Here is a 20,825-nt window from a genome sequence, read left to right as displayed (position 1 = left end):
CCCTCCAAATTTACATTGTTATGCATAATCATACACATTATCTCTATATTTTATCATGTTTTCTATAAAAAACAAGACTATGCGCCGTATTTCCCTTAATATTCCACCAGGAAATAAAAAAGAGAAGGCCATAGAGGCCATCTCCGTACTGAATGTACTATTTCTTTTCTGTACTTTATACGCTGCTATGCACGGCCCATGGGCCGTGCATAGGATCACTTCTGTCTGCCGCTTTTTATGCAAATAATGCTGTCATTCCAAAGTAGAGCAGCACAATGATTCCCAGAACAATCCGGTAATATCCGAATACTTTAAAGTCATGATTCTTGATATACTGCATCAAAAACTTGATGGCGAATATAGATACCACGAAGGAGATGATACATCCAAGCAGCAGCAAAAATACTTCCGCACCCGTAAAATGGAAACCGAACTTAATGATCTTAAGGAAGCTGGCCCCAAACATAACCGGAATGGCTAAGAAAAATGTAAATTCCGCGGCTACGCCTCTCGCCGCCCCAATCAGCAGACCGCCGATTATCGTTGCGCCCGACCGTGAGGTGCCCGGTATCAGTGCCAGTACCTGGAAGCATCCAATAATCACTACCATTGGGATCGTCAGGTCTGACAGCCTCTTCACCGCCGGCTTCACATGTTCATGCCGTTTTTCCACAACAATAAATGCAATACCATATAGGATCAACGTAATCGCTACTACCACATAATTCATCAAATGCGCATCAATAAAGTCATCAAATAAAAGGCCGATTATGGCTGCCGGAACCGATGCGATCAGAACTTTAACCCACAGCTGGAGGGTCAGCATCTTCTGTTTCTGCGTCTTCGTATTAGAAAACGGATTCAGTTTATGGAAATAGATGACTACGACCGCCAGGATTGCCCCCAGCTGAATAACCACATTAAACATTGACATAAAGTCTTCCGTCATCTTCAGCTTTATAAACTCTTCTACAAGTATCAGGTGTCCCGTGCTGCTGATCGGCAGCCATTCGGTAATACCTTCTACAATCCCCAGTACAATTACCTTTAAAGCTTCTAACATATGTCTCCTCCTCTTAGAGCAAATCTTTCAATGGCCTTTGCCGCCCCCTCTTCTTCATTGGAAAGTGTTATGTAATCTGCGGCGGCCTTTACCTCTTCTTCCGCATTGCCCATCGCAACGCCAAAGCCGGCTTCTTTTATCATCTCAATATCGTTGTCGCCATCACCACATGCCATAATCTCCTCACGCCTGATTCCAATCATGCTGCCCAGTTCAACTAATGCTGTTCCCTTGTTTACTCCGGCAGCGTTTATTTCTATATTATATCCCAGTGAGCTGACCAGTACGATACCCTCCTGCTGTTCCAGTTCCCTCCACGCGGCTGTTTTGTCTTCCAGATTGGCAAACAACGCCTGCATTTTATCCATATCCTGATATCGTTCCATTGCCAGCGCCATGACATCCGGCACTGCTTTCCTGGTCCTGCGCACATAATCCCACATATGTGGATTGTGATGGTAACGGCTGATGGAATCCAGCTTCTCCTTATCTGCATACCCCTGTCCATCAAAGTACACTTCTTGTAATGTATCATATTTCCGCAGAGTTTCCAATGCTTTCTTCGCTTTTTCTATCGGAAGGAGGCGTTCCATGAGAATTTTCTCTTCCTGCGCATCGATCACCCTTGCCCCGTTTGCGGTAAGTGCATAGCGTATGCCGGGAAAAAATCTCAGTTCCTCCGGAATGCCCGTAAACGGCCTTCCTGTTGCCATCAGTACAACTATCCCTTTTGCAATTGCTTCCTGCAGCACATGCTTTGTATACGGCAGCAGTTCCTTTTTGTCATTCAAAAGTGTACCGTCCAAGTCCAGTCCAATCATTTTTATCTGCTGTTTCATCTCCTGCCAGCTCCTTACATCTCACTAAATTTTTATAACTTATTCTATCAAAATTTGCTTAATAAAGCAATTTATAGTATAATATCAGGGCAAAACAATTAAGAAAGGAATTGTAGAATATGAAATTGCGCTTAAAACACAGGGGACAGGCTCTTCTGGCATTTATCTGTTCTCTTGTACTGGTGCTTTCTGTTTTCCCGGCGCACGCCGAAGATGCAGAAAGTCTCGAAAGCAAAACTTCTGATCTGCAGAACCAGCTTGAAGGTATCAATCAGGAACTTGTGGCAATAAGTGATGAGATATCAACAACTGAGATGCAGGTTGAAATTACCAACGGTGAAATCCAGAGGACAAAAGATTCCTTAGCTGAGGCAGAGGCAGACGAAGCACAACAATACGAAGATATGAAATCCCGTATTAAGTATATGTATGAAACCGGTAATGCAACACTCCTGGAGATGCTTTTTTCGGCGGACAACCTGACTGACTTTTTAAACAAAGCCGACTTCATACAGAATATCAGTAAATATGACCGGAGTATGCTCCAGATCCTGCAGGAGACCCAGAAAGAGATTGCTGACAGAAAAATAACTCTGGAGGCTCAGCAGGATTCCATGAAGGAACTGCAGAAAAACCTGGAGACCCGGCAGGCAGAGCTGGTTCAGAAGGCGGAGGCAACCTCTACTGATCTGAACGCCTTCAACGCACAGCTTAAAAAACTGCGGGAGGAGGAAGCCGCCAAACTGGCTGCAGAGGCGGCCGCTAAAGTTGCCGCAGAAAACGCCGCTGCTCAGAAGCCTGACAGTGGCAATAACAATGCGAATGACAACAATGATCCCGGAGATACGCCATCCGGAGGCAATGATTCCGGAGGCGGCAGTGATAACGGTGGTTATGATGACACCATAGTCAACGGCGGAGCAACCAATGTGGCCGGAAACGATCTGGATGTATTTGCGGCAATACTCGATTGTGAGGCCATGCATGATTACGATTCCATGCTTGCCGTAGCAACAGTTATCATGAACCGCGTAAACAGTCCAATCTTCCCGAACACGATCACAGATGTCGTCTACGCAGGCGGACAGTTTGAACCGGTATGGTCAGGCCGTCTGGATGCCGTACTCGCAAGAGGCGCCAGCGAACTGGCCTATACCGTGGCCCAGGATGCCATCAACGGAGCACGGCTGGCCGCAGTATCCGACTGCTATTACTTCCTCTACGCAGGAACAGCGGGGAGGCCTGGAGTCAACATCGGAAATAACCTCTTCTTCCCAAGCTGGTAGCGGGGGGATTCGATTTTAGGGCTTTTTGGATGAGATCCGCCTGACTGAGATGGGGAGGGTATGTCTTATGGGAATTAATTATGTACACAGTATCACTTCCGCCCTGGGCAAAATTACGGCCATTCACATCAGATCCACTGTCACCGACCAAAGACCTCCCCAATAGGGAGGTTTTAGTTACCGGCGGATGCGTCCAGCTAAGAGGAAGGTGAGACTGTTTCCCCCCGCGGGGACAGTGCATGCCGTTTCAAAACTCCATAGAACGCGCGGTTAGAATCCGTTAGAGAAAAAACAGGGAACAGGGAGGGCAGAATTTGTTTTACCAAAACAAATTCTGTTGCCACCGGCGGCGCCAATGCATCGGCATTCGGGCCAACTGCGGCAAGTCCCTTCCTGTTCCCTGTTTTTTCTCTTACGGATTCTCCGCAAGTGGGCAGGAGTTTGAAACGGCATGTACTGCCCCCGCGGGGGGAAACAGTCTCACCTTCCTCTTAGCGTCCCCCTCCCCAAAACACCCCTACTGATAATCGATCACATCAATCCATTTCATTAGGAAATCTTTTTCTAGTTCGTTATCTTTTGTGAGCTGTGCCGCTGCTACGATTGGCAGCCACTGCTGTACGTATTGTTTTGCTGTATCGCTCTTTTTGCAGAACAGCTTCATATACAGGTCTGCTGCATTCTGGTCTTTTAGTGCGAACAGCAGATAGGTCATGGCTGCATCTGCGCTGGCGTTGCCCTGGGTTGCGTGTGCCCAGTCTACGACTGTCATCTTGCCGTTTTTCCCTACGATTACGTTGCTTGGGTTGAAATCGCCGTGGCAGACTTTATTGTGCTTCGGCATGCTCTCCAGCCTTGTGAGCAGCTCGTATCTTGTTGTGGCATCTAAGTCTTTCAGGCCGTTAATCTGACGGGACAGTTTATCTTTCAGCTTGTTTAGCAGCGGTGCAGTCTTGGCATGTACCGTCAGCTGCAGGTCTACAAAGTCCTCCATATATTTTTCCAGGTTGCTGCTGTCTGCTTCCATCATGTCTTCCAATGTCTTTCCTGCTTTGTATTCGATGGAAAGCGCCCATTTGCCGTCTATCTGTGTTACCTCTTTTACCTTTGGGATATCCAGTCCTGTCTCTTCTACTCTGGCAGTATTCAGCGCCTCGTTGAATACTGCGGATTTTGGATGCGCAGATTCGAATACTTTTACTACACTATCTTCACATTTGTAAACTTTCTTATAAGGACGTTCCACGATTAAATTCTTTTCTTCCAGTTTCATAAGCTATACCTCCTATTTTTGATGCCGCTCTTTTAAGTTGTATTTATTATACATCAACTTTTTTAACAATGTAAGACCCCTCGAGTAATTTTGTGCAATTTTTAACTATCTTTTTTTATATAGTTTTATTGTTAATTTTGTATCATTCTGAAGCAAAGGGGTCAGACCCCTTTGCGGAATTTAAAAGCGTGACGCTTATGCGCCACGCTCATATTTGTGAGAAAAAATTTATATTCAAGAGGATATCTTATGATTTTTATACAGCCGCTGTGCCGTATGACACGGCGGCTGTGGATGAAAGACCGGGAAGCTTATTTGCCGTAGTAGCACTTCAGATAGATCTCTTTGATCTCCTTCATCAATGGATATCTTGGGTTAGCGCCTGTACACTGATCGTTGAATGCCTGCTCTACCATGTCATCCAGTGTGTCGAGGAAGTATTTCTCATCTATGCCATAGTCTTTGATCGTTTTCTTGATACCGATTGTCTCTTTTAACTCTTCTAATTTTACAACAAGGTTATCAAATACTTCCTGGTCATCTTTGCCTGTGCAGCCTGCAAAGCGTCCCAGTTCAGCATATCTTGCAAGTGCATGTGGGTATTGGTACTGCGAGAATGTCCCCATTTTTGTCGGAGCCTCTGCTGAATTGTATTTCATAACTTCTGTCAAGAGTACTGCATTTGCAACACCGTGTGGAAGGTGATGGAACGCACCCAGTTTGTGTGCCATGGAGTGGTTCAGTCCGAGGAATGCGTTTGCAAAGGCCATACCTGCCAGACAGGAAGCATTAGCCATCATTTCGCGTGCATGTGGGTCGTTTGCCCCGTTCTCGTATGCGGATGGAAGATTATCAAATACCATCTTTACAGCTTTCATTGCCAGGCCGTCTGTGTAATCTGTGGCCATGATAGATACATATGCCTCGATTGCATGTGTCATAACGTCGATACCTGATGCGCTTGTCAGGCCCTTTGGCTGGGTCATCATGTTATCAACATCTACAATTGCCATATTCGGAAGCAGTTCGTAGTCTGCAAGCGGCCATTTTACCCCGGTCTCTGCATCTGTGATGATTGCAAAAGGTGTGACCTCAGAACCGGTTCCTGAAGAGGTCGGGATCGCTACGAAATAAGCTTTCTCTCCCATTTTCGGGAATGTATATACTCTCTTGCGGATATCCATAAAGTCCATTGCCATGTCTTCAAAATTTGCTTCCGGATGTTCGTACATTACCCACATGATCTTTGCTGCATCCATTGCAGAACCACCGCCAAGTGCGATAATTGTATCCGGCTCAAATGCTCTCATCTGGTCTGCACCTTTTTGTGCACACTGCAGGGTCGGGTCTGGAGCTACTTCATAGAAGCATGAATGCTGGATACCCATTTCATCCAGTTTTGCCTCGATTGGAGCTACGTAGCCATTTTTGTACAGGAAGGAGTCGGTAACGATAAATGCTTTTTTCTTGTGCATGATTGTTCCCAGCTCATCCAGTGCAACCGGCATACAGCCTTTTTTGAAGTAAACCTTTTCAGGTGTTCTGAACCAAAGCATATTCTCTCTCCTCTCAGCCACTGTCTTAACATTCAGTAAGTGTTTTACCCCAACATTTTCAGAAACGGAGTTTCCGCCCCATGAGCCGCATCCCAGTGTGAGGGATGGAGCCATTTTGAAGTTGTAAAGGTCGCCGATGCCGCCGTGAGAAGAAGGTGTGTTGATAAGAACACGGCACGTTTTCATGGCTGCTGCATGTTTTGCTATTTTCTCTGTCTGTGCCGGATGGATATACAGGGAAGCTGTGTGACCGTATCCGCCGTCGGCTACAAGCTGGGCTGCTTTTTCCAACGCTTCATCAAATGTTTTTGCTTTATACATGCCAAGTACAGGAGATAATTTTTCATGAGCAAACTCTTCGGAAATGTCTACTGATTCCACTTCACCTATCAGGATTTTTGTGTTTTCCGGAACATCCACTCCAGCCATTTTTGCAATTTCGTATGCTGATTTGCCCGGAATCTTGCTGTTCAGTGCGCCATTAATAATGATTGTCTTGCGTACTTTATCCAGCTCTGCTCCCTTTTTCAGGAAATAGCATCCACGGTAAGCAAATTCTTTTTTCACTTCCTCATAAATGCTGTCAAGAACTGTTACAGACTGCTCAGATGCGCAGATCATGCCGTTGTCGAATGTCTTGGAATGTATAATGGAATTTACTGCCATCTTAACATCAGCTGTCTCATCAATAATTACCGGTGTGTTTCCAGGTCCTACTCCGAGCGCCGGCTTGCCTGATGAGTAAGCAGCCTTTACCATTCCCGGTCCGCCGGTTGCAAGAATGATGTCCGAATCCTTCATAACGGTGTTTGTTAATTCCAAAGACGGTACATCAATCCATCCGATAATGCCTTCCGGAGCGCCAGCCTTTACAGCTGCGTCCAGAACAACTTTTGCCGCCTCGATCGTACATGCTTTAGCAGCAGGATGGGGGCTGATAATAATTGCATTTCTGGTCTTCAGACAAAGCAGTGTTTTGAAGATCGCTGTTGAAGTCGGGTTTGTGGTCGGAATAACCGCAGCTACCAGACCGATCGGCTCTGCTATCTTTTTAATGCCAAACGCCGCATCTTCCTCTATCACACCACATGTTTTGGTGTCTTTATACGCATTGTAAATGTACTCAGCTGCATAGTGGTTCTTGATAACCTTATCTTCCACAATTCCTCTCTGCGTCTCTTCTACCGCCATCTTTGCAAGCGGAATACGCATCTTATTCGCAGCCATGGCTGCTTCATAAAAAATCTTATCTACCTGTTCCTGCGTAAAAGCAGCAAATACTTTCTGAGCTTCACGCATAGCTTTCATTTTTGCTTCGAGTGTTTCCACGCTGTCTACAATCTCAGGTACTACGACCTTTTCCTTCTTTGCCATTTCTATTTTTCCTCCCGTAATAGAATAATTTTCTTAATTACAGGTTTTAGTTTAACCTATCGTTAAATAATTGTCAATATTGCTTTTGTCAAATATTTAACGTTATTTTTTTAACATTTATTGTTGATATTGCACAAAAATAGATGCAATCCATACTATGAAGACAAAAATCCGGCGGCTGCGGAAAGCATTAAAATTCAATAAGCTTTCCGCGGCCGCCGGGCCGTATCATTATTTATCAAGAATTTATATCTCTATAAACTTTTCTTTCCAGAATTATACTAATTCAATCAGCACTTCCATAGCTGCGTCACCTTTACGCTGACCAATCTTTACGATTCTTGTGTAGCCGCCGTTGCGGTCTGTATACTTAGGAGCGATCTCTGAGAACAGTTTTTCCGGAAGATCAACTTCTTTTGTATTTCTCTTCTTACCTGCAGCAGCTGCCGGAACTTCCTTTACAGGATAAAGAACCTTCAGCATCTCTCTTCTTGCGTGAAGTCTGCTCGGCATATCTTTCTTGATCTTCTTGTCAACTTCATCATATACGGTAACTTTTTTGCCGTCTACTACTTCTTTTACTCTCTTGCCGTCTTTATCTTTACGTGCAACCTTTGCTTTTACGGTCACTTCTTCGTAATTATCTTTTTCTCTGACAGCCATAGCAATTAATCCCTCCGCTACTTTGCGGATCTCTTTTGCTTTTGCTTCTGTCGTAATGATTCTGCCATTATTCAGCAGAGCTGTTACCTGGTTTCTGATTAAGGCTTTTCTCTGGCTGGATGTTCTGCCGAGTTTTCTATACTTTGCCATTGTTTTAATCCTCCATTTTCAAACATTTGGTTATGCATCTTCGGGCTTATTAATCAAATGCTCCCGCCATGCTCTTCGGGCTTACTGACAGGATAATTCAAATAATAATCTATATGGTGCAGTGGCTGTTTATTCGTTACTATACACGGCCCATAAGCCGTGAATAGTAACGTTTATTCATCGCCCTGGTTCAGCTCAAGGTCTAATTCCTTCAGCTTGGCCAGCACTTCTTCCAGTGACTTGCGTCCAAGGTTACGCACCTTCATCATATCTTCCGGTGTCTTATTGGTAAGTTCCTCGACGGTATTGATGCCTGCTCTCTTCAGACAGTTATAAGAACGTACGGAGAGCTCTAATTCATCAATGCTCATCTCCAGTACTTTCTCTTTTTCATCATCTTCTTTTTCGATCATGACTTCCGCAGCCTGAGCAACTTCTGAGAGGTCGATAAACAACTTCAGATGCTCGCTGAGCACTTTCGCAGCAAGGCTGACAGCCTCGTCCGGAAGCAGTGTTCCTTTAGTCCATACATCCAATGTCAGTTTGTCATAGTCAGTAATCTGGCCGACACGCGTATTCTCTACTGTGAGATTTACACGGTCTACCGGAGTATATATGGAATCAATCGGAATAACGCCAATCGGTAAGTCTTCATTCTTATTCTTGTCTGCGCTTACGTATCCTCTTCCTTTTGTAATGGTAAGTTCCATGTACAACTTGCTGTCCTTGCCTCCGCTTAAGGTTGCAATGACCTGGTCGGGATTCATAATCTCAATATCGGAATCCGCCTGGATGTCAGCGCCTGTTACAACACCTTCTCCTTCAAATTCGATATATGCGGTCTTTACTTCGTCTGATTCTGATGTATTCTTGATTGCCAGTGATTTCAGATTCATGATAATCTCGGTTACATCTTCTTTAACACCCGGAATGGAACTGAATTCGTGCAGGACTCCGTCGATTTTAACAGAACTGATAGCTGCTCCCGGAAGGGATGAAAGCATAATTCTTCTCAGGGAATTGCCTAATGTTGTTCCGTATCCACGTTCCAGAGGCTCGACAACGAATTTTCCATATTTTTTATCTTCTGAAATTTCGGTAATCTCAATATTAGGTTTATTAAAATCAAACACTACACAGACCCTCCTTATGGGTTTAAATATGTTGAGGGGTACGATGCCTGTGTCACACAGGGGCCGTTTCCTAAAGGCTCCTGTGCGACAAACTCCATCCTGCCGCCGGATCGGCATCACCGGTTCCCGGCGGCATGGATGTCACTATCATGCTATACTCAAGGATTATTTAGAATATAACTCGACGATAAGCATCTCATCAACAGGAACATCAATTGCCTCACGTGCAGGAAGTTCTTTTACTGTAGCTTTCAGGTTCTCAGCATCTACTTCCAGCCAGTCAGGAATCATATTTCCTCCTGTTACTTCCAGGATATCTTTGTATCTCTGGCTTCCTTTGTGCTTTTCTTTGATTTCAATTGTATCTCCGGCTTTTACAAGGTATGATGGGATGTTTACCTGTCTGCCGTTTACCATTACATGCTTGTGGTCAACAATCTGTCTTGCTTCTTTTCTTGTTCTTGCAAATCCCATACGGAACATTACATTGTCAAGTCTGGATTCCAGAAGAATCATCAGGTTTTCACCTGTCATGCCTTCCATCTGTTTTGCTTTTGCATAATAGTTTCTGAAAGGTTTCTCCAGTACGCCGTAGATAAACTTAGCTTTTTGTTTCTCGCGTAGCTGAAGGCCGTACTCACTCATTTTTCTGTTGGATCTCTTTAACTGCCTGTTAGACTTTTTATTGATTCCTAAATAGATTGGGTCCATACCTAATGAACGGCATCTCTTAAGAACTGGAACTCTATTTACTGCCATGTTAGCTTCCTCCTATATATACTAGACTCTTCTGCGTTTCGGTGGACGGCATCCGTTGTGTGGTACCGGTGTTACGTCTTTAATGCTTGTTACATCAATCCCGCATGCCTGGAGCGCACGGATTGCTGCTTCTCTTCCTGATCCCGGACCCTTTACAAAAACGTCTACCGTTTTAAGACCATGTACTAATGCTGCTTTTGCTGCTGTCTCAGCTGCCATCTGAGCTGCGTATGGAGTAGATTTCCTTGAACCTCTAAATCCCAGACCGCCTGCACTTGCCCATGAAAGAGCATTTCCCTGTGCATCTGTTAATGTTACGATTGTATTATTAAAAGATGACTGGATGTGTGCTTGTCCTCGTTCAACGTTTTTCTTGACACGTTTCTTTGTCACTTTTTTGGTAACTTTCTTCGCCATTTAAACTAACCTACTTTCTTGAATTCTTAATTATTTTTTCTTATTAGCTACAGTTCTCTTAGGACCTTTGCATGTTCTTGCATTTGTCTTGGTCTTCTGTCCACGTACCGGAAGGCCTTTCCTATGACGGATTCCGCGGTAACATCCAATTTCTTTCAGACGCTTGATATTCAACTGGATCTCTCTTCTGAGATCACCTTCTACAGTCTGAGTCTCTTCGATCACTTCACTGATTTTCTTTACTTCTTCACTTGTCAGATCTCTGACGCGGGTATCAGGATTTACTCCTGCCTCTGTCAGGATACGGCTGGCACTTGTTCTACCGATTCCATAGATATAAGTCAAGCCGATTTCTACACGTTTGTCTCTTGGTAAGTCTACACCTGCAATACGAGCCATGTGTCTTTCCTCCATTTCAAATCTGTTTTCATATTGTCCCTAACTGGGATGTCTCCTGGCATCCGGAAAGGTGCTTCCTTCTCCCGAAAACATCCAGGCATACTTTATTCCGCAGTTTACTGCGGATCCGCCCGCAGGGCATGAGTTACGGGATGCCCTTTGGGTATACTACAGTACGCCCTTTCCCGACACGGATTTTCACCGTAAATGATCGCCGGGTATTATAAGCAATATACAAAAGACCACCAACCCTTCGGTACCTGCAGATTCAGCAGTGTGGTGTATCCTTACTGTATATTAAACAGCCCTACACACTTCCTGGTGTGTCGCGCTGTCAGCCGCCTAATTAATTCACAAATCCCAACAGTCTGTACTTCTTAAGTATTAGCCCTGTCTTTGTTTGTGCTTCGGATTCTCACAGATTACTCTGATGCTTCCTTTTCTTTTAATGATTTTACATTTTTCACAAATTGGTTTTACTGATGATCTAACCTTCATGTCAAATCCTCCTTCCATCCTTTGCCTGGCTATACGCTTCCAACTATTTTTGGGCACACCTATCCAAAAACAGCCACTTCATAGTATACCACTAGTTTCCAGGCAAAGTCAATACTTTTTTACTTATCTCTCCAGACAATTCTCCCCTTGCTCAGGTCATATGGAGACATTTCCAACGTCACTTTGTCACCTGGTAAAATCTTAATAAAATTCATACGCAGTTTTCCGCTGATATGTGCCAGCACAATATGGCCATTTTCCAGCTCTACCTTAAACATAGCGTTTGGCAGTTTTTCAACTACGACTCCTTCAATTTCGATTACGTCAGTTTTTGACATACTTAATCCTCCTGCACGTTTGGCACTTTACTATTCTCATTCGTGTCCAAACGAGAATATCTGTTTATAACACTTCTGATTGTTTCATCATCTGTAGTGGAAGGACTTGCCGCCTTCTTTATAATCTGCAGATGCTTTGGATTCTTTCGCTTTCTCCGGCGGACGGTTCTTTTAGCCCCATCCGCCAGATATATATATTCAGCATTGACATCAATTATGACATATATACAGCCTTTATCGCGGCCTGCTTTGGATTTTGCAAACATTCCCGGTTCTATTGTCATATTACTCTCCGAGGATTTTTACGATGGCAGCAAATACATCCTCAATATCGATGGTTCCGTCCACCTCTTTGAGGATTCCGGCCGTTGTATAATAATCAATGAGCGGCTGTGTCTGCTCATGGTAGACACCGAGACGCTTCTGGACTGTCTCCGGCTTATCATCATCTCTCAGGATCAGCGTCCCGCCGCAGTTGTCGCAGATGCCTTCCTCTTTGGTCGGTGCATATTCCATGTGATAAGTAGCGCCGCAGTCTACACATGCCCTTCTTCCGGACATACGGCGGATGATATTCTCATCCGGTACTTCTACATTGATGGCATAATCCACCTTCTGATCCAGTTCCGCCAGAGCCTTGTCTAAAGCTTCCGCCTGCGGAATTGTTCTCGGGAATCCGTCCAGCACATATCCTGATGTACAGTCTTCCTGATTCACTCTGTCCACTACCAGGTCTACAACCAGTTCATCCGGAACAAGCAGTCCCTGGTCCATATAAGTCTTTGCTTTCTGTCCCAGTTCTGTGCCGTTCTTGATGTTCGCCCTGAAGATATCTCCGGTAGAAATATGAGGTATTCCATATTTCGCCGCGATCTTCTTAGCCTGTGTCCCCTTGCCTGCTCCGGGAGCCCCTAACATAATAATCTTCATATACATGTTCCTCCATATTTTCATCACCGTCCTGTCCCTAAACGGTGATATATCCATATAGCACATTAACCCGCCGGTTCCGTCCGTCTCAGGACAAAACTTGGCGAGCTAAGTAGTTTCAGTGAAATCCCCGAGGACAGCCGCCATATATACATGCAGACATGCACATCTGGCTTATTGCGCTCACGCGAATTAATAACCGAGGAAACTGTTCTTCATAGAGTTTCCCTTATTATTCAAAAAGCCTGAATAATTGCGTACAAGCATCTGTGCTTCAATCTGTTTGATCGTCTCTAATACGACGCCCACAATAATGATCAGGGATGTTCCTCCAAAGGAGACATTGGCCTTGAATACACCATTGAAGAAATAAGGTATTACCTGAACGATCACAAGCCCGCATGCACCGATAAAGATAATATAGTTCAATATCTTCTGTAAGTACTCTACGGTTGGCTTGCCAGGACGGATACCCGGAATAAAGCCGCCGCTCTTTTTCATATTGTTTGCTATCTCTAACGGGTTGAATGTAATTGATGTATAGAAATAAGCAAAGAAAATAGTAAGCACAATATATACAATCAGACCCCATGAATAGATTAAATTGCCCGGGTTACACCAGTTGTTGGAATTCATTCCCTTCAGAATCTGGCTTCCGATTCCTGTTCCTTCTCCCTTTCCAAGGAAAGACGCGATTACGATCGGGAACTGCATCAGCGAGGATGCAAAGATAACCGGGATAACACCTGCTGTATTTACTTTTAACGGGATGTGTGTGGACTGTCCGCCATATGTCTTTCTTCCCTGTACCTTCTGTGAATACTGTACTGCAATCTTTCTCTCACCACCCTGGAGGATGATAACAAACACAATGACAACCAACAGCACTGCAAGAATTATAATTGCTGCCAGACCTCCTTTTGCAATGGTTTTACCCCTTACAAACTGTTCGTACAGCTGGACGAAATCATCCGGCACACGAGAAACAATGTTAATAAGCAGGACAATGGAGATTCCATTTCCCACACCTTTTTCTGTAATACGCTCACCGATCCACATTAGGAATGCAGAACCTGCGGTAAGTGTACATACTACAATAGCAGCATTTACGAAATTATACTCAACAAGAAGTCCCTGGCGCCCGAACCCTACCGCCATAGCGATTGATTCGATCAAAGCGAGAGCTACTGTGACATAACGGGTAATCGCTGCAATTTTCTTTCTTCCGTCTTCTCCCTCTTTCTGCATCTCTTCCAGCTTTGGAATCGCGATGGTCAAAAGCTGCATAATAATGGAAGATGTGATGTACGGTGTAATGCTGAGTGCAAACACAGACATCTGGGTAAAGGAACCGCCGGTAAATGCATCAAAAAAATTGAATGCATCACCGGTCTGATTCGCAAAAAATTCCTGTATATAGGTTGGATCCACACCCGGTGTCGGCAGCTGGGAGCCAAGTCTAACAACGACCAGCATTAAAAACGTATAGAATAGTCTTTTACGGATGTCTTCTATTTGAAATGCTCTTCGTACAGTTTCTAGCATTAGATCACCTCTGCTTTTCCACCAAGGGCCTCTATTTTTTCAGCTGCTTTTGCACTAAATGCATTTGCCTGAACAGTAAGCTTCTTAGTTAACTCTCCATTTCCAAGAATTTTTACACCGTCTTTTGGATTTTTAACGATACCGCTCTCAATTAATGTTTCTACTGAAACTGTAGCGCCATCCTCAAATGCTTCTAACGCGCTTAAGTTAATACCAATGATTTCTTTGGAGTTTCTACATGTGAAACCTCTCTTTGGTATTCTTCTGTATAAAGGCATCTGACCGCCTTCAAAGCCTGGTCTTGGCGCTCCTGAACGAGCTTTCTGACCTTTGTGGCCCTTACCAGCCGTCTTACCATTACCAGAACCGTGTCCACGGCCTCTTCTGAAATTATCACTCTGCTTTGAACCGTCTGCTGGTCTTAAGTTTGATAAGTCCATGATATTACCTCCTTATCGTTTTTTATTTATGCTTCTTCTTCAACTTTCACTAAGTGTCTAACCTGCTGTACCATACCTCTTGTAGCTGCATTATCCGGCATGATGACTGTCTTGTTGAGTTTTCTGAGTCCCAGAGCCTCAACAGTTTTTTTATGCTTTGGCACAGCACCGATTGTAGACTTTACCAGTGTAACTTTTAAGTTTGCCATTATAATTTACCTCCTATACGACAAAGCACGCTCTCACATCTTATACGACAGGGCAATCTCTATCCTTTTATGCAATAGATCAAACTCTATCTTCTTATGCGATAGAGCAAAGCTCTATCTTTTTAGCCTACGATCTCTTCTACTGATTTGCCGCGAAGTTTTGCAACCTCTTCCGGAGTCTTCACTCCTTTAAGCCCCTCAATAGTAGCAAGAACAACGTTCTGCTTATTATTGGATCCCAAAGATTTTGTACGGATGTTCTTGATTCCTGCCATCTCGATCACGGCACGGGCCGGGCCTCCGGCAATAACACCGGTACCATCCGGAGCTTTCTTCAGCAATACGGAAGCGCTTCCGAATTTTCCGATCACATCATGTGTTACACTGTCATTATCATCCATGGCAACTTTGATTAATTTCTTAGCTGCATCTTCTTTTCCTTTGCGGATTGCCTCCGGAATCTCAGTAGCTTTTCCTAAACCTGCACCAACATGGCCTTTCCCATCGCCAACAACTACTAAAGCTGTGAATCTGAAGTTACGACCACCTTTAACAACTTTGGTAACACGTTTGATTGATACCACTTTTTCTGTTAATTCCATCTGACTAGCATCAATACGTTCCTGTTTCATATGTGTTCTCCCTTCCTAAAAATTCAGCCCAGCTTCTCTTGCTGCGTCTGCCAGTGCTTTCACTTTACCCTGATATATAAAGCCGCCTCTGTCAAAGACTACCTCTGTGATGCCTTTTTCTTTTGCTTTTTCGGCAATCACTGTTCCTAACTTTGCTGCTGCATCAACGTTGTTGGTCTTTTCTAATTCCGCTTTCACATCTTTCTGAAGAGTGGAAGCCGCAACCAGAGTGTTTCCAACTGTATCGTCGATAATCTGAGCATACATATGATTATTGCTTCTAAACACAGCTAAACGTGGTCTCTCAGCTGTACCGCTGAAACGGTTACGTAATTTCATGTGTTTTTTTCTACGAACTTCGCTTCTTGATTTCTTACTAACCATTTTCACACTCTCCTTAATTATTTCTTACCAGTCTTACCAACTTTACGTCTGATCACTTCATCAGCATACTTGATACCTTTGCCCTTATAAGGTTCCGGTCTTCTCTTGTCTCTGATTTCAGCTGCGTATTGGCCTACTTTTTCTTTATCGATACCTTTTACAGTAATTTTGTTCTGGCCTTCCAGAACGGATTCGATACCTTCCGGGTCGATCATCTCAACTGGATGAGAGTATCCTAAGCTTAATGTCAGTTTATTTCCGGATTTAGCTGCTCTGTAACCAACACCGTTGACTTCCAGAACTTTCTGATATCCTTCTGTTACACCTACAACCATATTGTTGACCAGTGTTCTTGTAAGACCATGTAAAGATTTCATCTTCTTTAAATCACTTGGTCTTGTGACGATAATTTCTTCGCCTTCTTTTTTGATTTCCATTTCAACCGGAAGCTCTTTTTTCAGAGTTCCCTTCGGACCTGTTACGGTCACTACGTTATTCTCTGCAATATCAACAGTTACACCTGCCGGGATTGCGATTGGCAGTCTTCCTATACGTGACATACCGTACCTCCTATAACTTAAATTCTCGGAGAAGCTGCTGTATGGCTTCTCTGTTTTCAGTTGCTCTAAAGTTCTCTGTTCTTAAATGCCAGAGAACGGCCATTCCACTCTGTTCTTTCCATACATATATAAAGTGTCCGGCACCTACCAAACGAAGCACAGTACCTCTCCGCCTACATTGAGCTTTCTTGCATCTTTGTCTGTGATTACGCCTTTATTTGTAGAAATAATGGCTGTTCCAAGTCCGCCCAGCACCTTCGGGATGTCTGCGCTGTTCGCGTAAACACGAAGACCCGGTTTAGAGATTCTCTTCAGACCTGAAATAACTTTTTCGTTCTTGTCTGCACCATACTTTAATGTGATGTGGATCGTGTTGAAGTTTCCATCGGCTACGATGTCATACTTTGCAATATAACCTTCGTTCAACAGAATCTCAGCAATCGCGGTTTTCATCTTAGATGCAGGAACATCAACTGTATCATGTTTAGCAGTATTAGCATTACGGATTCTTGTAAGCATATCTGCGATTGGATCACTCATAGTCATTGATTATTGACCTCCTTATTTCTTTTTGGTTAGTTACCAGCTTGCTTTTCTAACGCCTGGGATTTGTCCCTTATATGCCAGTTCACGGAAGCAAATACGGCAGATTCCATATTTTCTCAAATATGCATGCGGACGTCCGCAGATTCTGCAGCGGCTGTACTCTCTTGTAGAGTATTTTGGTTTGCGCTGCTGTTTGATTTTCATTGATGTCTTAGCCATGAATTTCCCTCCTTTACTTAGTGAATGGCATATTGAACTGAGTCAATAATTCACGAGCTTCTTCGTCAGATTTTGCTGTTGTAACAAAAATTACATCCATACCTCTGACTTTATCTACTTTATCGTACTCGATTTCCGGGAAAATCAGCTGCTCCTTGATACCAAGGGCGTAGTTGCCTCTTCCGTCGAATGCATTCGGGTTAACCCCTCTGAAGTCACGTACACGAGGTAATGCGAGGTTGATCAGACGGTCAACAAACTCATACATTCTTTCCCCTCTTAAAGTAACTTTACATCCGATTGCCATGCCTTCTCTTATCTTGAAGTTTGCGACAGAATTCTTAGCTTTTGTAAGCACTGCCTTCTGTCCTGAAATCTTCTCAAGATCAGCGACTGCTGACTCCAATACTTTTGCATTTTCTTTTGCTTCGCCGACACCCATGTTGATGACAACTTTATCAAGTTTCGGCACTTCCATGATATTTTTATATCCAAATTTTTTGATCATTGCATCAACGATCTCATTCTGATATGTTTCTCTCAGTCTACTCAAAGTTCTGGACCTCCTTCCCTGAATTAGTCAATTACGTCTCCTGTTGACTTCGCAACACGTACCTTTTTGTCTCCATCCATCTTAAAGCCGATTCTGGTAACTTTTCCTTTGTGTACATACATCACATTGGATATATCAATCGGTCCTTCCTGATGAATAATACCGCCATTCTGATTCACAGCGCTTGGTTTTGTGTGCTTTGTCAGCATGTTGACACCTTCGACCAGAACTTTTCCATCTTTTTTATTAACAGCAATTACTTTGCCTTCTTTGTCTTTATCTTTTCCAGCGATTACTTTAACAGTGTCGCCTTTTTTGATCTTCATAGTTGACATTCTCGGCACCTCCCTACAGTACTTCCGGAGCTAAAGAAACAATCTTCATAAACTTCTTGTCTCTGAGCTCTCTGGCTACTGGTCCAAAAATACGTGTTCCACGTGGGTTCAAATCGTCTTTTATAATAACAGCAGCATTTTCATCGAATCTGATATAGGAGCCGTCTTTACGACGAGCGCCTTTTACAGTACGGACAACTACAGCTTTTACAACGTCACCTTTTTTTACAACGCCGCCTGGTGTTGCATCTTTAACAGTCGCAACGATCACGTCTCCGATATTGGCATATCTTCTTGTAGAACCGCCAAGTACACGGATACACAGTAACTCTTTAGCGCCTGTGTTGTCTGCTACTTTAAGTCTGCTTTCTTGTTGTATCATGCAGGTAAACCTCCTTTAAATATGCTTGCAAAATATGCGATATAATTATTTCGCCTTTTCCATGACTTCTACAAGTCTCCATCTCTTATCTTTAGACAGCGGTCTTGTTTCCATAACCTTAACTGTATCTCCAACGTTGCACTCATTCTTTTCATCATGAGCTTTCAATTTATAAGTTTTTTTGATGATTTTCTTATAAAGTGGATGCTTAACGTGGTCTTCAACTGCAACAACGATTGTTTTGTCCATTTTGTCACTAACAACCTTGCCTGTACGGGTTTTTCTAAGATTTCTTTCTTCCACAGTACGACCTCCTACTCAGCTTTAGAAGCTTCTGTTATCACCGTCTGGATTCTGGCGATATTTTTTCTAACTTCTTTAATTCTGCTTGTATTATCTAATTGATTCGTTGCATTCTGGAACCTCAGATTAAAAAGTTCCTTTTTAGCAGCTACTAATTCTTCATTTAATTCTTCTACAGATTTCCCTTTTAATTCTTGTACAAATGTATTAATTTTCACTGTTATCACCGCCTTCTAAGTCTGCGCGAGAAACGATTTTGCATTTGCAAGGTAACTTATGCATTGCAAGACGAAGTGCCTCTCTAGCTGTTTCCTCAGGTACTCCTGCAATTTCAAACATAACACGGCCTGGTTTCACTACTGCTACCCAGTACTCCAGTGCTCCCTTTCCTTTACCCATACGAGTTTCTGCTGGTTTTGCTGTTACCGGTTTGTCCGGGAAGATCTTGATCCAGACTTTACCGCCACGCTTGATGTAACGTGTCATAGCAACACGGGCTGCCTCTATCTGATTGGAACGGATCCAGCAAGGCTCCGCTGCAACGATACCGTATTCACCGTATGAAATCGTATTGCCTCTTAAAGCTTTTCCTTTCATGGTGCCACGGAACTGTTTACGACGTTTCACTCTTTTTGGCATTAACATTATTTATCGCTCCCTTCCTTATCTGCTTTCGTCGGAAGAACTTCGCCTTTGTAAATCCAAACTTTTACACCGACTTTTCCGTAAGTTGTGTCAGCTTCTGCGAATCCATAATCAATGTCAGCTCTCAGTGTCTGAAGCGGAATCGTTCCCTCGCTGTAAAACTCTGTACGAGCCATATCAGCGCCGCCGAGACGTCCTGAAACGGATGTCTTAACACCGAGTGCTCCGGACTTCATAGTTCTTGACATGCAGGATTTCATAGCACGTCTGAATGAAATACGGTTTTCAAGCTGCTGAGCAATGTTCTCAGCTACTAACTGAGCATCTTTGTCTGGTCTCTTAATTTCTTTGATGTCAACGATCAGCTTCTTGTTTGTATATTTTGCTAATTCCGCTTTTACTTTTTCAATCTCAGAACCGCCTTTGCCGATTACTACGCCTGGCTTAGCTGTATAGATGATGATTTTAACACGGTCAGATGCCCTTTCGATCTCGATTCTTGAAACACCTGCGCTGAATAATTTCTTTTTAAGGAATTTTCTGATTTCATGGTCTTCCACCAGGTTATCAGCGAAATCTTTTTCTGCATACCATTTAGAATCCCAGTCTTTGATCACGCCGACTCTTAAACCATGAGGATTAACTTTCTGTCCCATTATTGCCCTCCTTATTATCTTTCATTAAGCACGATTGTAATGTGGCTCATTCTCTTCTCGATTCTATAAGCTCTGCCCTGTGCTCTTGGTCTTACTCTCTTCATTGTTGGTCCCTTGTTTGCGTAACACTCTTCTATATAAAGGTTCTCAACATTCATACCGTTGTTGTTCTCAGCATTTGCAATTGCTGATTTTAATAATTTTTCTATTACACTTGAAGCATATCTTGGGTTGTAAGCTAAAATACCAAGTGCTGTCTGTACATCCTTACCTCTGATGGCATCCAATACAAAGCAAGCTTTCTGAACTGACACTCTGGCGTAAGAAATCTTAGCTGATGGTCTTGTATCTTTCTGCTCGTTTCTTTCTCGTTTGATTTGGGATCTATGTCCTTTTGCCATGGATGAACCCTCCTTTCGAATATCTTATGATTTATCTTACTCTTGACTTTTTCTCGTCCTTGCCGTGTCCTCTGTATGTTCTGGTTGCTACAAACTCTCCGAGCTTGTGGCCTACCATGTCTTCTGTAACATATACAGGCACATGTTTTCTTCCGTCATGGACAGCAAATGTGTGCCCAACGAATGACGGGAAGATTGTAGAACGACGTGACCATGTCTTAACAACTGATTTATCACCTGCAGCATTCATAGCGTCTACTTTTTTCAGTAAGCTTTCGTCTGCAAATGGTCCTTTTTTAAGTGAGCGAGCCATAGGTTCTAACCTCCTTGTAATCTG

General features: G+C 43.5%; 31 protein-coding genes. 1 reads left to right on the top strand and 30 read right to left on the bottom strand.

The annotated features are described in order from the left end of the window. Positions 1-235 precede the first annotated feature (235 nt). Complete coding sequence (locus tag MWG26_RS03535) at positions 236-1,063, bottom strand: undecaprenyl-diphosphate phosphatase (RefSeq protein ID WP_025654690.1); 828 nt, start codon at positions 1,061-1,063, stop codon at positions 236-238. Then, the gene (locus tag MWG26_RS03530) at positions 1,057-1,902 is read right to left on the bottom strand and encodes a Cof-type HAD-IIB family hydrolase (RefSeq protein WP_025654689.1); all 846 of its coding nucleotides are present in this window, start codon (positions 1,900-1,902) and stop codon (positions 1,057-1,059) included. Before MWG26_RS03530 ends, MWG26_RS03535 begins: the two co-directional genes overlap by 7 nt. A gap of 119 nt (positions 1,903-2,021) precedes the next feature. Here MWG26_RS03530 and MWG26_RS03525 point away from each other — a divergent pair, with 119 nt between their 5' ends. Next, positions 2,022-3,188, top strand: coding sequence for a cell wall hydrolase (locus MWG26_RS03525; protein WP_025654688.1), 1,167 nt, complete (start codon positions 2,022-2,024; stop codon positions 3,186-3,188). Between the two features lie 517 nt (positions 3,189-3,705). Here the strand turns inward: MWG26_RS03525 and MWG26_RS03520 are convergent. The 28 genes from MWG26_RS03520 to rpsS form a co-directional block, all read right to left on the bottom strand. Continuing rightward, positions 3,706-4,461, bottom strand: coding sequence for an aminoglycoside phosphotransferase family protein (locus MWG26_RS03520; protein ID WP_117441065.1), 756 nt, complete (start codon positions 4,459-4,461; stop codon positions 3,706-3,708). A 311-nt stretch (positions 4,462-4,772) separates the two neighbouring features. Beyond that, complete coding sequence (gene adhE / locus MWG26_RS03515) at positions 4,773-7,391, bottom strand: bifunctional acetaldehyde-CoA/alcohol dehydrogenase (protein WP_117441064.1); 2,619 nt, start codon at positions 7,389-7,391, stop codon at positions 4,773-4,775. Positions 7,392-7,667: 276 nt separating this feature from the next. After that, positions 7,668-8,204 carry a bL17 family ribosomal protein gene (locus MWG26_RS03510; protein ID WP_025654686.1) on the bottom strand — a complete coding sequence of 179 codons (537 nt, stop codon included), beginning with the start codon at positions 8,202-8,204 and terminating at the stop codon, positions 7,668-7,670. A 173-nt stretch (positions 8,205-8,377) separates the two neighbouring features. Then, a complete protein-coding gene (locus MWG26_RS03505) occupies positions 8,378-9,337 on the bottom strand; it encodes a DNA-directed RNA polymerase subunit alpha (protein WP_025654685.1) in 960 nt (319 codons plus the stop codon). Between the two features lie 165 nt (positions 9,338-9,502). After that, positions 9,503-10,096, bottom strand: coding sequence for a 30S ribosomal protein S4 (rpsD, locus tag MWG26_RS03500; RefSeq protein ID WP_025654684.1), 594 nt, complete (start codon positions 10,094-10,096; stop codon positions 9,503-9,505). A gap of 21 nt (positions 10,097-10,117) precedes the next feature. Further along, entirely contained in the window at positions 10,118-10,513 is a 396-nt protein-coding gene (gene rpsK / locus MWG26_RS03495; protein WP_009001882.1) for a 30S ribosomal protein S11, read from the bottom strand. 30 nt (positions 10,514-10,543) lie between these two features. Beyond that, positions 10,544-10,912, bottom strand: a complete 369-nt coding sequence (gene rpsM / locus MWG26_RS03490; protein ID WP_025654683.1) for a 30S ribosomal protein S13 — start codon at positions 10,910-10,912, stop codon at positions 10,544-10,546. Positions 10,913-11,296: 384 nt separating this feature from the next. Beyond that, on the bottom strand, positions 11,297-11,410 hold the full coding sequence (rpmJ, locus tag MWG26_RS03485; RefSeq protein WP_003497809.1) for a 50S ribosomal protein L36: 114 nt from the start codon (positions 11,408-11,410) through the stop codon (positions 11,297-11,299). Positions 11,411-11,529: 119 nt separating this feature from the next. Beyond that, complete coding sequence (infA, locus tag MWG26_RS03480; protein WP_005613024.1) at positions 11,530-11,748, bottom strand: translation initiation factor IF-1; 219 nt, start codon at positions 11,746-11,748, stop codon at positions 11,530-11,532. A 2-nt stretch (positions 11,749-11,750) separates the two neighbouring features. Continuing rightward, entirely contained in the window at positions 11,751-12,032 is a 282-nt protein-coding gene (locus MWG26_RS03475; RefSeq protein ID WP_025654682.1) for a KOW domain-containing RNA-binding protein, read from the bottom strand. Position 12,033: 1 nt separating this feature from the next. After that, positions 12,034-12,678 carry an adenylate kinase gene (locus tag MWG26_RS03470; protein WP_025654681.1) on the bottom strand — a complete coding sequence of 215 codons (645 nt, stop codon included), beginning with the start codon at positions 12,676-12,678 and terminating at the stop codon, positions 12,034-12,036. A 192-nt stretch (positions 12,679-12,870) separates the two neighbouring features. Then, complete coding sequence (secY, locus tag MWG26_RS03465) at positions 12,871-14,223, bottom strand: preprotein translocase subunit SecY (protein WP_025654680.1); 1,353 nt, start codon at positions 14,221-14,223, stop codon at positions 12,871-12,873. Further along, the gene (gene rplO, locus MWG26_RS03460; protein WP_009001876.1) at positions 14,223-14,663 is read right to left on the bottom strand and encodes a 50S ribosomal protein L15; all 441 of its coding nucleotides are present in this window, start codon (positions 14,661-14,663) and stop codon (positions 14,223-14,225) included. Before rplO ends, secY begins: the two co-directional genes overlap by 1 nt. Before the next feature lie 26 nt (positions 14,664-14,689). Beyond that, positions 14,690-14,872 (bottom strand): 50S ribosomal protein L30, encoded by a 183-nt coding sequence (gene rpmD / locus MWG26_RS03455; RefSeq protein WP_025654679.1) that lies wholly within the window; start codon positions 14,870-14,872, stop codon positions 14,690-14,692. A gap of 122 nt (positions 14,873-14,994) precedes the next feature. Then, positions 14,995-15,504, bottom strand: coding sequence for a 30S ribosomal protein S5 (rpsE, locus tag MWG26_RS03450; RefSeq protein WP_025654678.1), 510 nt, complete (start codon positions 15,502-15,504; stop codon positions 14,995-14,997). 15 nt (positions 15,505-15,519) lie between these two features. Further along, positions 15,520-15,888: a 50S ribosomal protein L18 gene (rplR, locus tag MWG26_RS03445; protein WP_025654677.1), complete on the bottom strand. Its 369-nt coding sequence runs from the start codon at positions 15,886-15,888 to the stop codon at positions 15,520-15,522. A 17-nt stretch (positions 15,889-15,905) separates the two neighbouring features. Then, positions 15,906-16,448, bottom strand: coding sequence for a 50S ribosomal protein L6 (rplF, locus tag MWG26_RS03440; protein WP_025654676.1), 543 nt, complete (start codon positions 16,446-16,448; stop codon positions 15,906-15,908). A 144-nt stretch (positions 16,449-16,592) separates the two neighbouring features. Then, a complete protein-coding gene (rpsH, locus tag MWG26_RS03435; RefSeq protein WP_025654675.1) occupies positions 16,593-16,994 on the bottom strand; it encodes a 30S ribosomal protein S8 in 402 nt (133 codons plus the stop codon). Positions 16,995-17,027: 33 nt separating this feature from the next. Next, entirely contained in the window at positions 17,028-17,213 is a 186-nt protein-coding gene (locus tag MWG26_RS03430) for a type Z 30S ribosomal protein S14 (RefSeq protein WP_025654674.1), read from the bottom strand. Between the two features lie 13 nt (positions 17,214-17,226). Further along, positions 17,227-17,766 carry a 50S ribosomal protein L5 gene (gene rplE, locus MWG26_RS03425; RefSeq protein WP_025654673.1) on the bottom strand — a complete coding sequence of 180 codons (540 nt, stop codon included), beginning with the start codon at positions 17,764-17,766 and terminating at the stop codon, positions 17,227-17,229. A gap of 23 nt (positions 17,767-17,789) precedes the next feature. Then, positions 17,790-18,101 (bottom strand): 50S ribosomal protein L24, encoded by a 312-nt coding sequence (rplX, locus tag MWG26_RS03420; protein WP_025654672.1) that lies wholly within the window; start codon positions 18,099-18,101, stop codon positions 17,790-17,792. 13 nt (positions 18,102-18,114) lie between these two features. Then, complete coding sequence (gene rplN / locus MWG26_RS03415; protein WP_025654671.1) at positions 18,115-18,483, bottom strand: 50S ribosomal protein L14; 369 nt, start codon at positions 18,481-18,483, stop codon at positions 18,115-18,117. A 45-nt stretch (positions 18,484-18,528) separates the two neighbouring features. Further along, complete coding sequence (rpsQ, locus tag MWG26_RS03410) at positions 18,529-18,786, bottom strand: 30S ribosomal protein S17 (protein WP_025654670.1); 258 nt, start codon at positions 18,784-18,786, stop codon at positions 18,529-18,531. Between the two features lie 11 nt (positions 18,787-18,797). Further along, entirely contained in the window at positions 18,798-19,004 is a 207-nt protein-coding gene (gene rpmC, locus MWG26_RS03405; protein WP_025654669.1) for a 50S ribosomal protein L29, read from the bottom strand. Continuing rightward, positions 18,994-19,431 (bottom strand): 50S ribosomal protein L16, encoded by a 438-nt coding sequence (rplP, locus tag MWG26_RS03400; protein WP_025654668.1) that lies wholly within the window; start codon positions 19,429-19,431, stop codon positions 18,994-18,996. The genes rpmC and rplP overlap by 11 nt, the downstream gene beginning before the upstream one ends. Continuing rightward, the gene (gene rpsC / locus MWG26_RS03395; protein ID WP_025654667.1) at positions 19,431-20,087 is read right to left on the bottom strand and encodes a 30S ribosomal protein S3; all 657 of its coding nucleotides are present in this window, start codon (positions 20,085-20,087) and stop codon (positions 19,431-19,433) included. Before rpsC ends, rplP begins: the two co-directional genes overlap by 1 nt. 14 nt (positions 20,088-20,101) lie before the next feature. After that, complete coding sequence (gene rplV / locus MWG26_RS03390) at positions 20,102-20,488, bottom strand: 50S ribosomal protein L22 (RefSeq protein WP_025654666.1); 387 nt, start codon at positions 20,486-20,488, stop codon at positions 20,102-20,104. 31 nt (positions 20,489-20,519) lie between these two features. Beyond that, positions 20,520-20,801 (bottom strand): 30S ribosomal protein S19, encoded by a 282-nt coding sequence (rpsS, locus tag MWG26_RS03385; protein ID WP_025654665.1) that lies wholly within the window; start codon positions 20,799-20,801, stop codon positions 20,520-20,522. Between the last annotated feature and the right edge of the window lie 24 nt (positions 20,802-20,825).

The organism is Faecalicatena contorta (assembly GCF_022835095.1).
In the GTDB taxonomy this organism is placed as follows: domain Bacteria; phylum Bacillota; class Clostridia; order Lachnospirales; family Lachnospiraceae; genus Faecalicatena; species Faecalicatena contorta.
The sequence above is the reverse complement of the archived record's forward strand: the minus strand, read 5'-3'. Positions and strand labels throughout refer to the sequence as shown.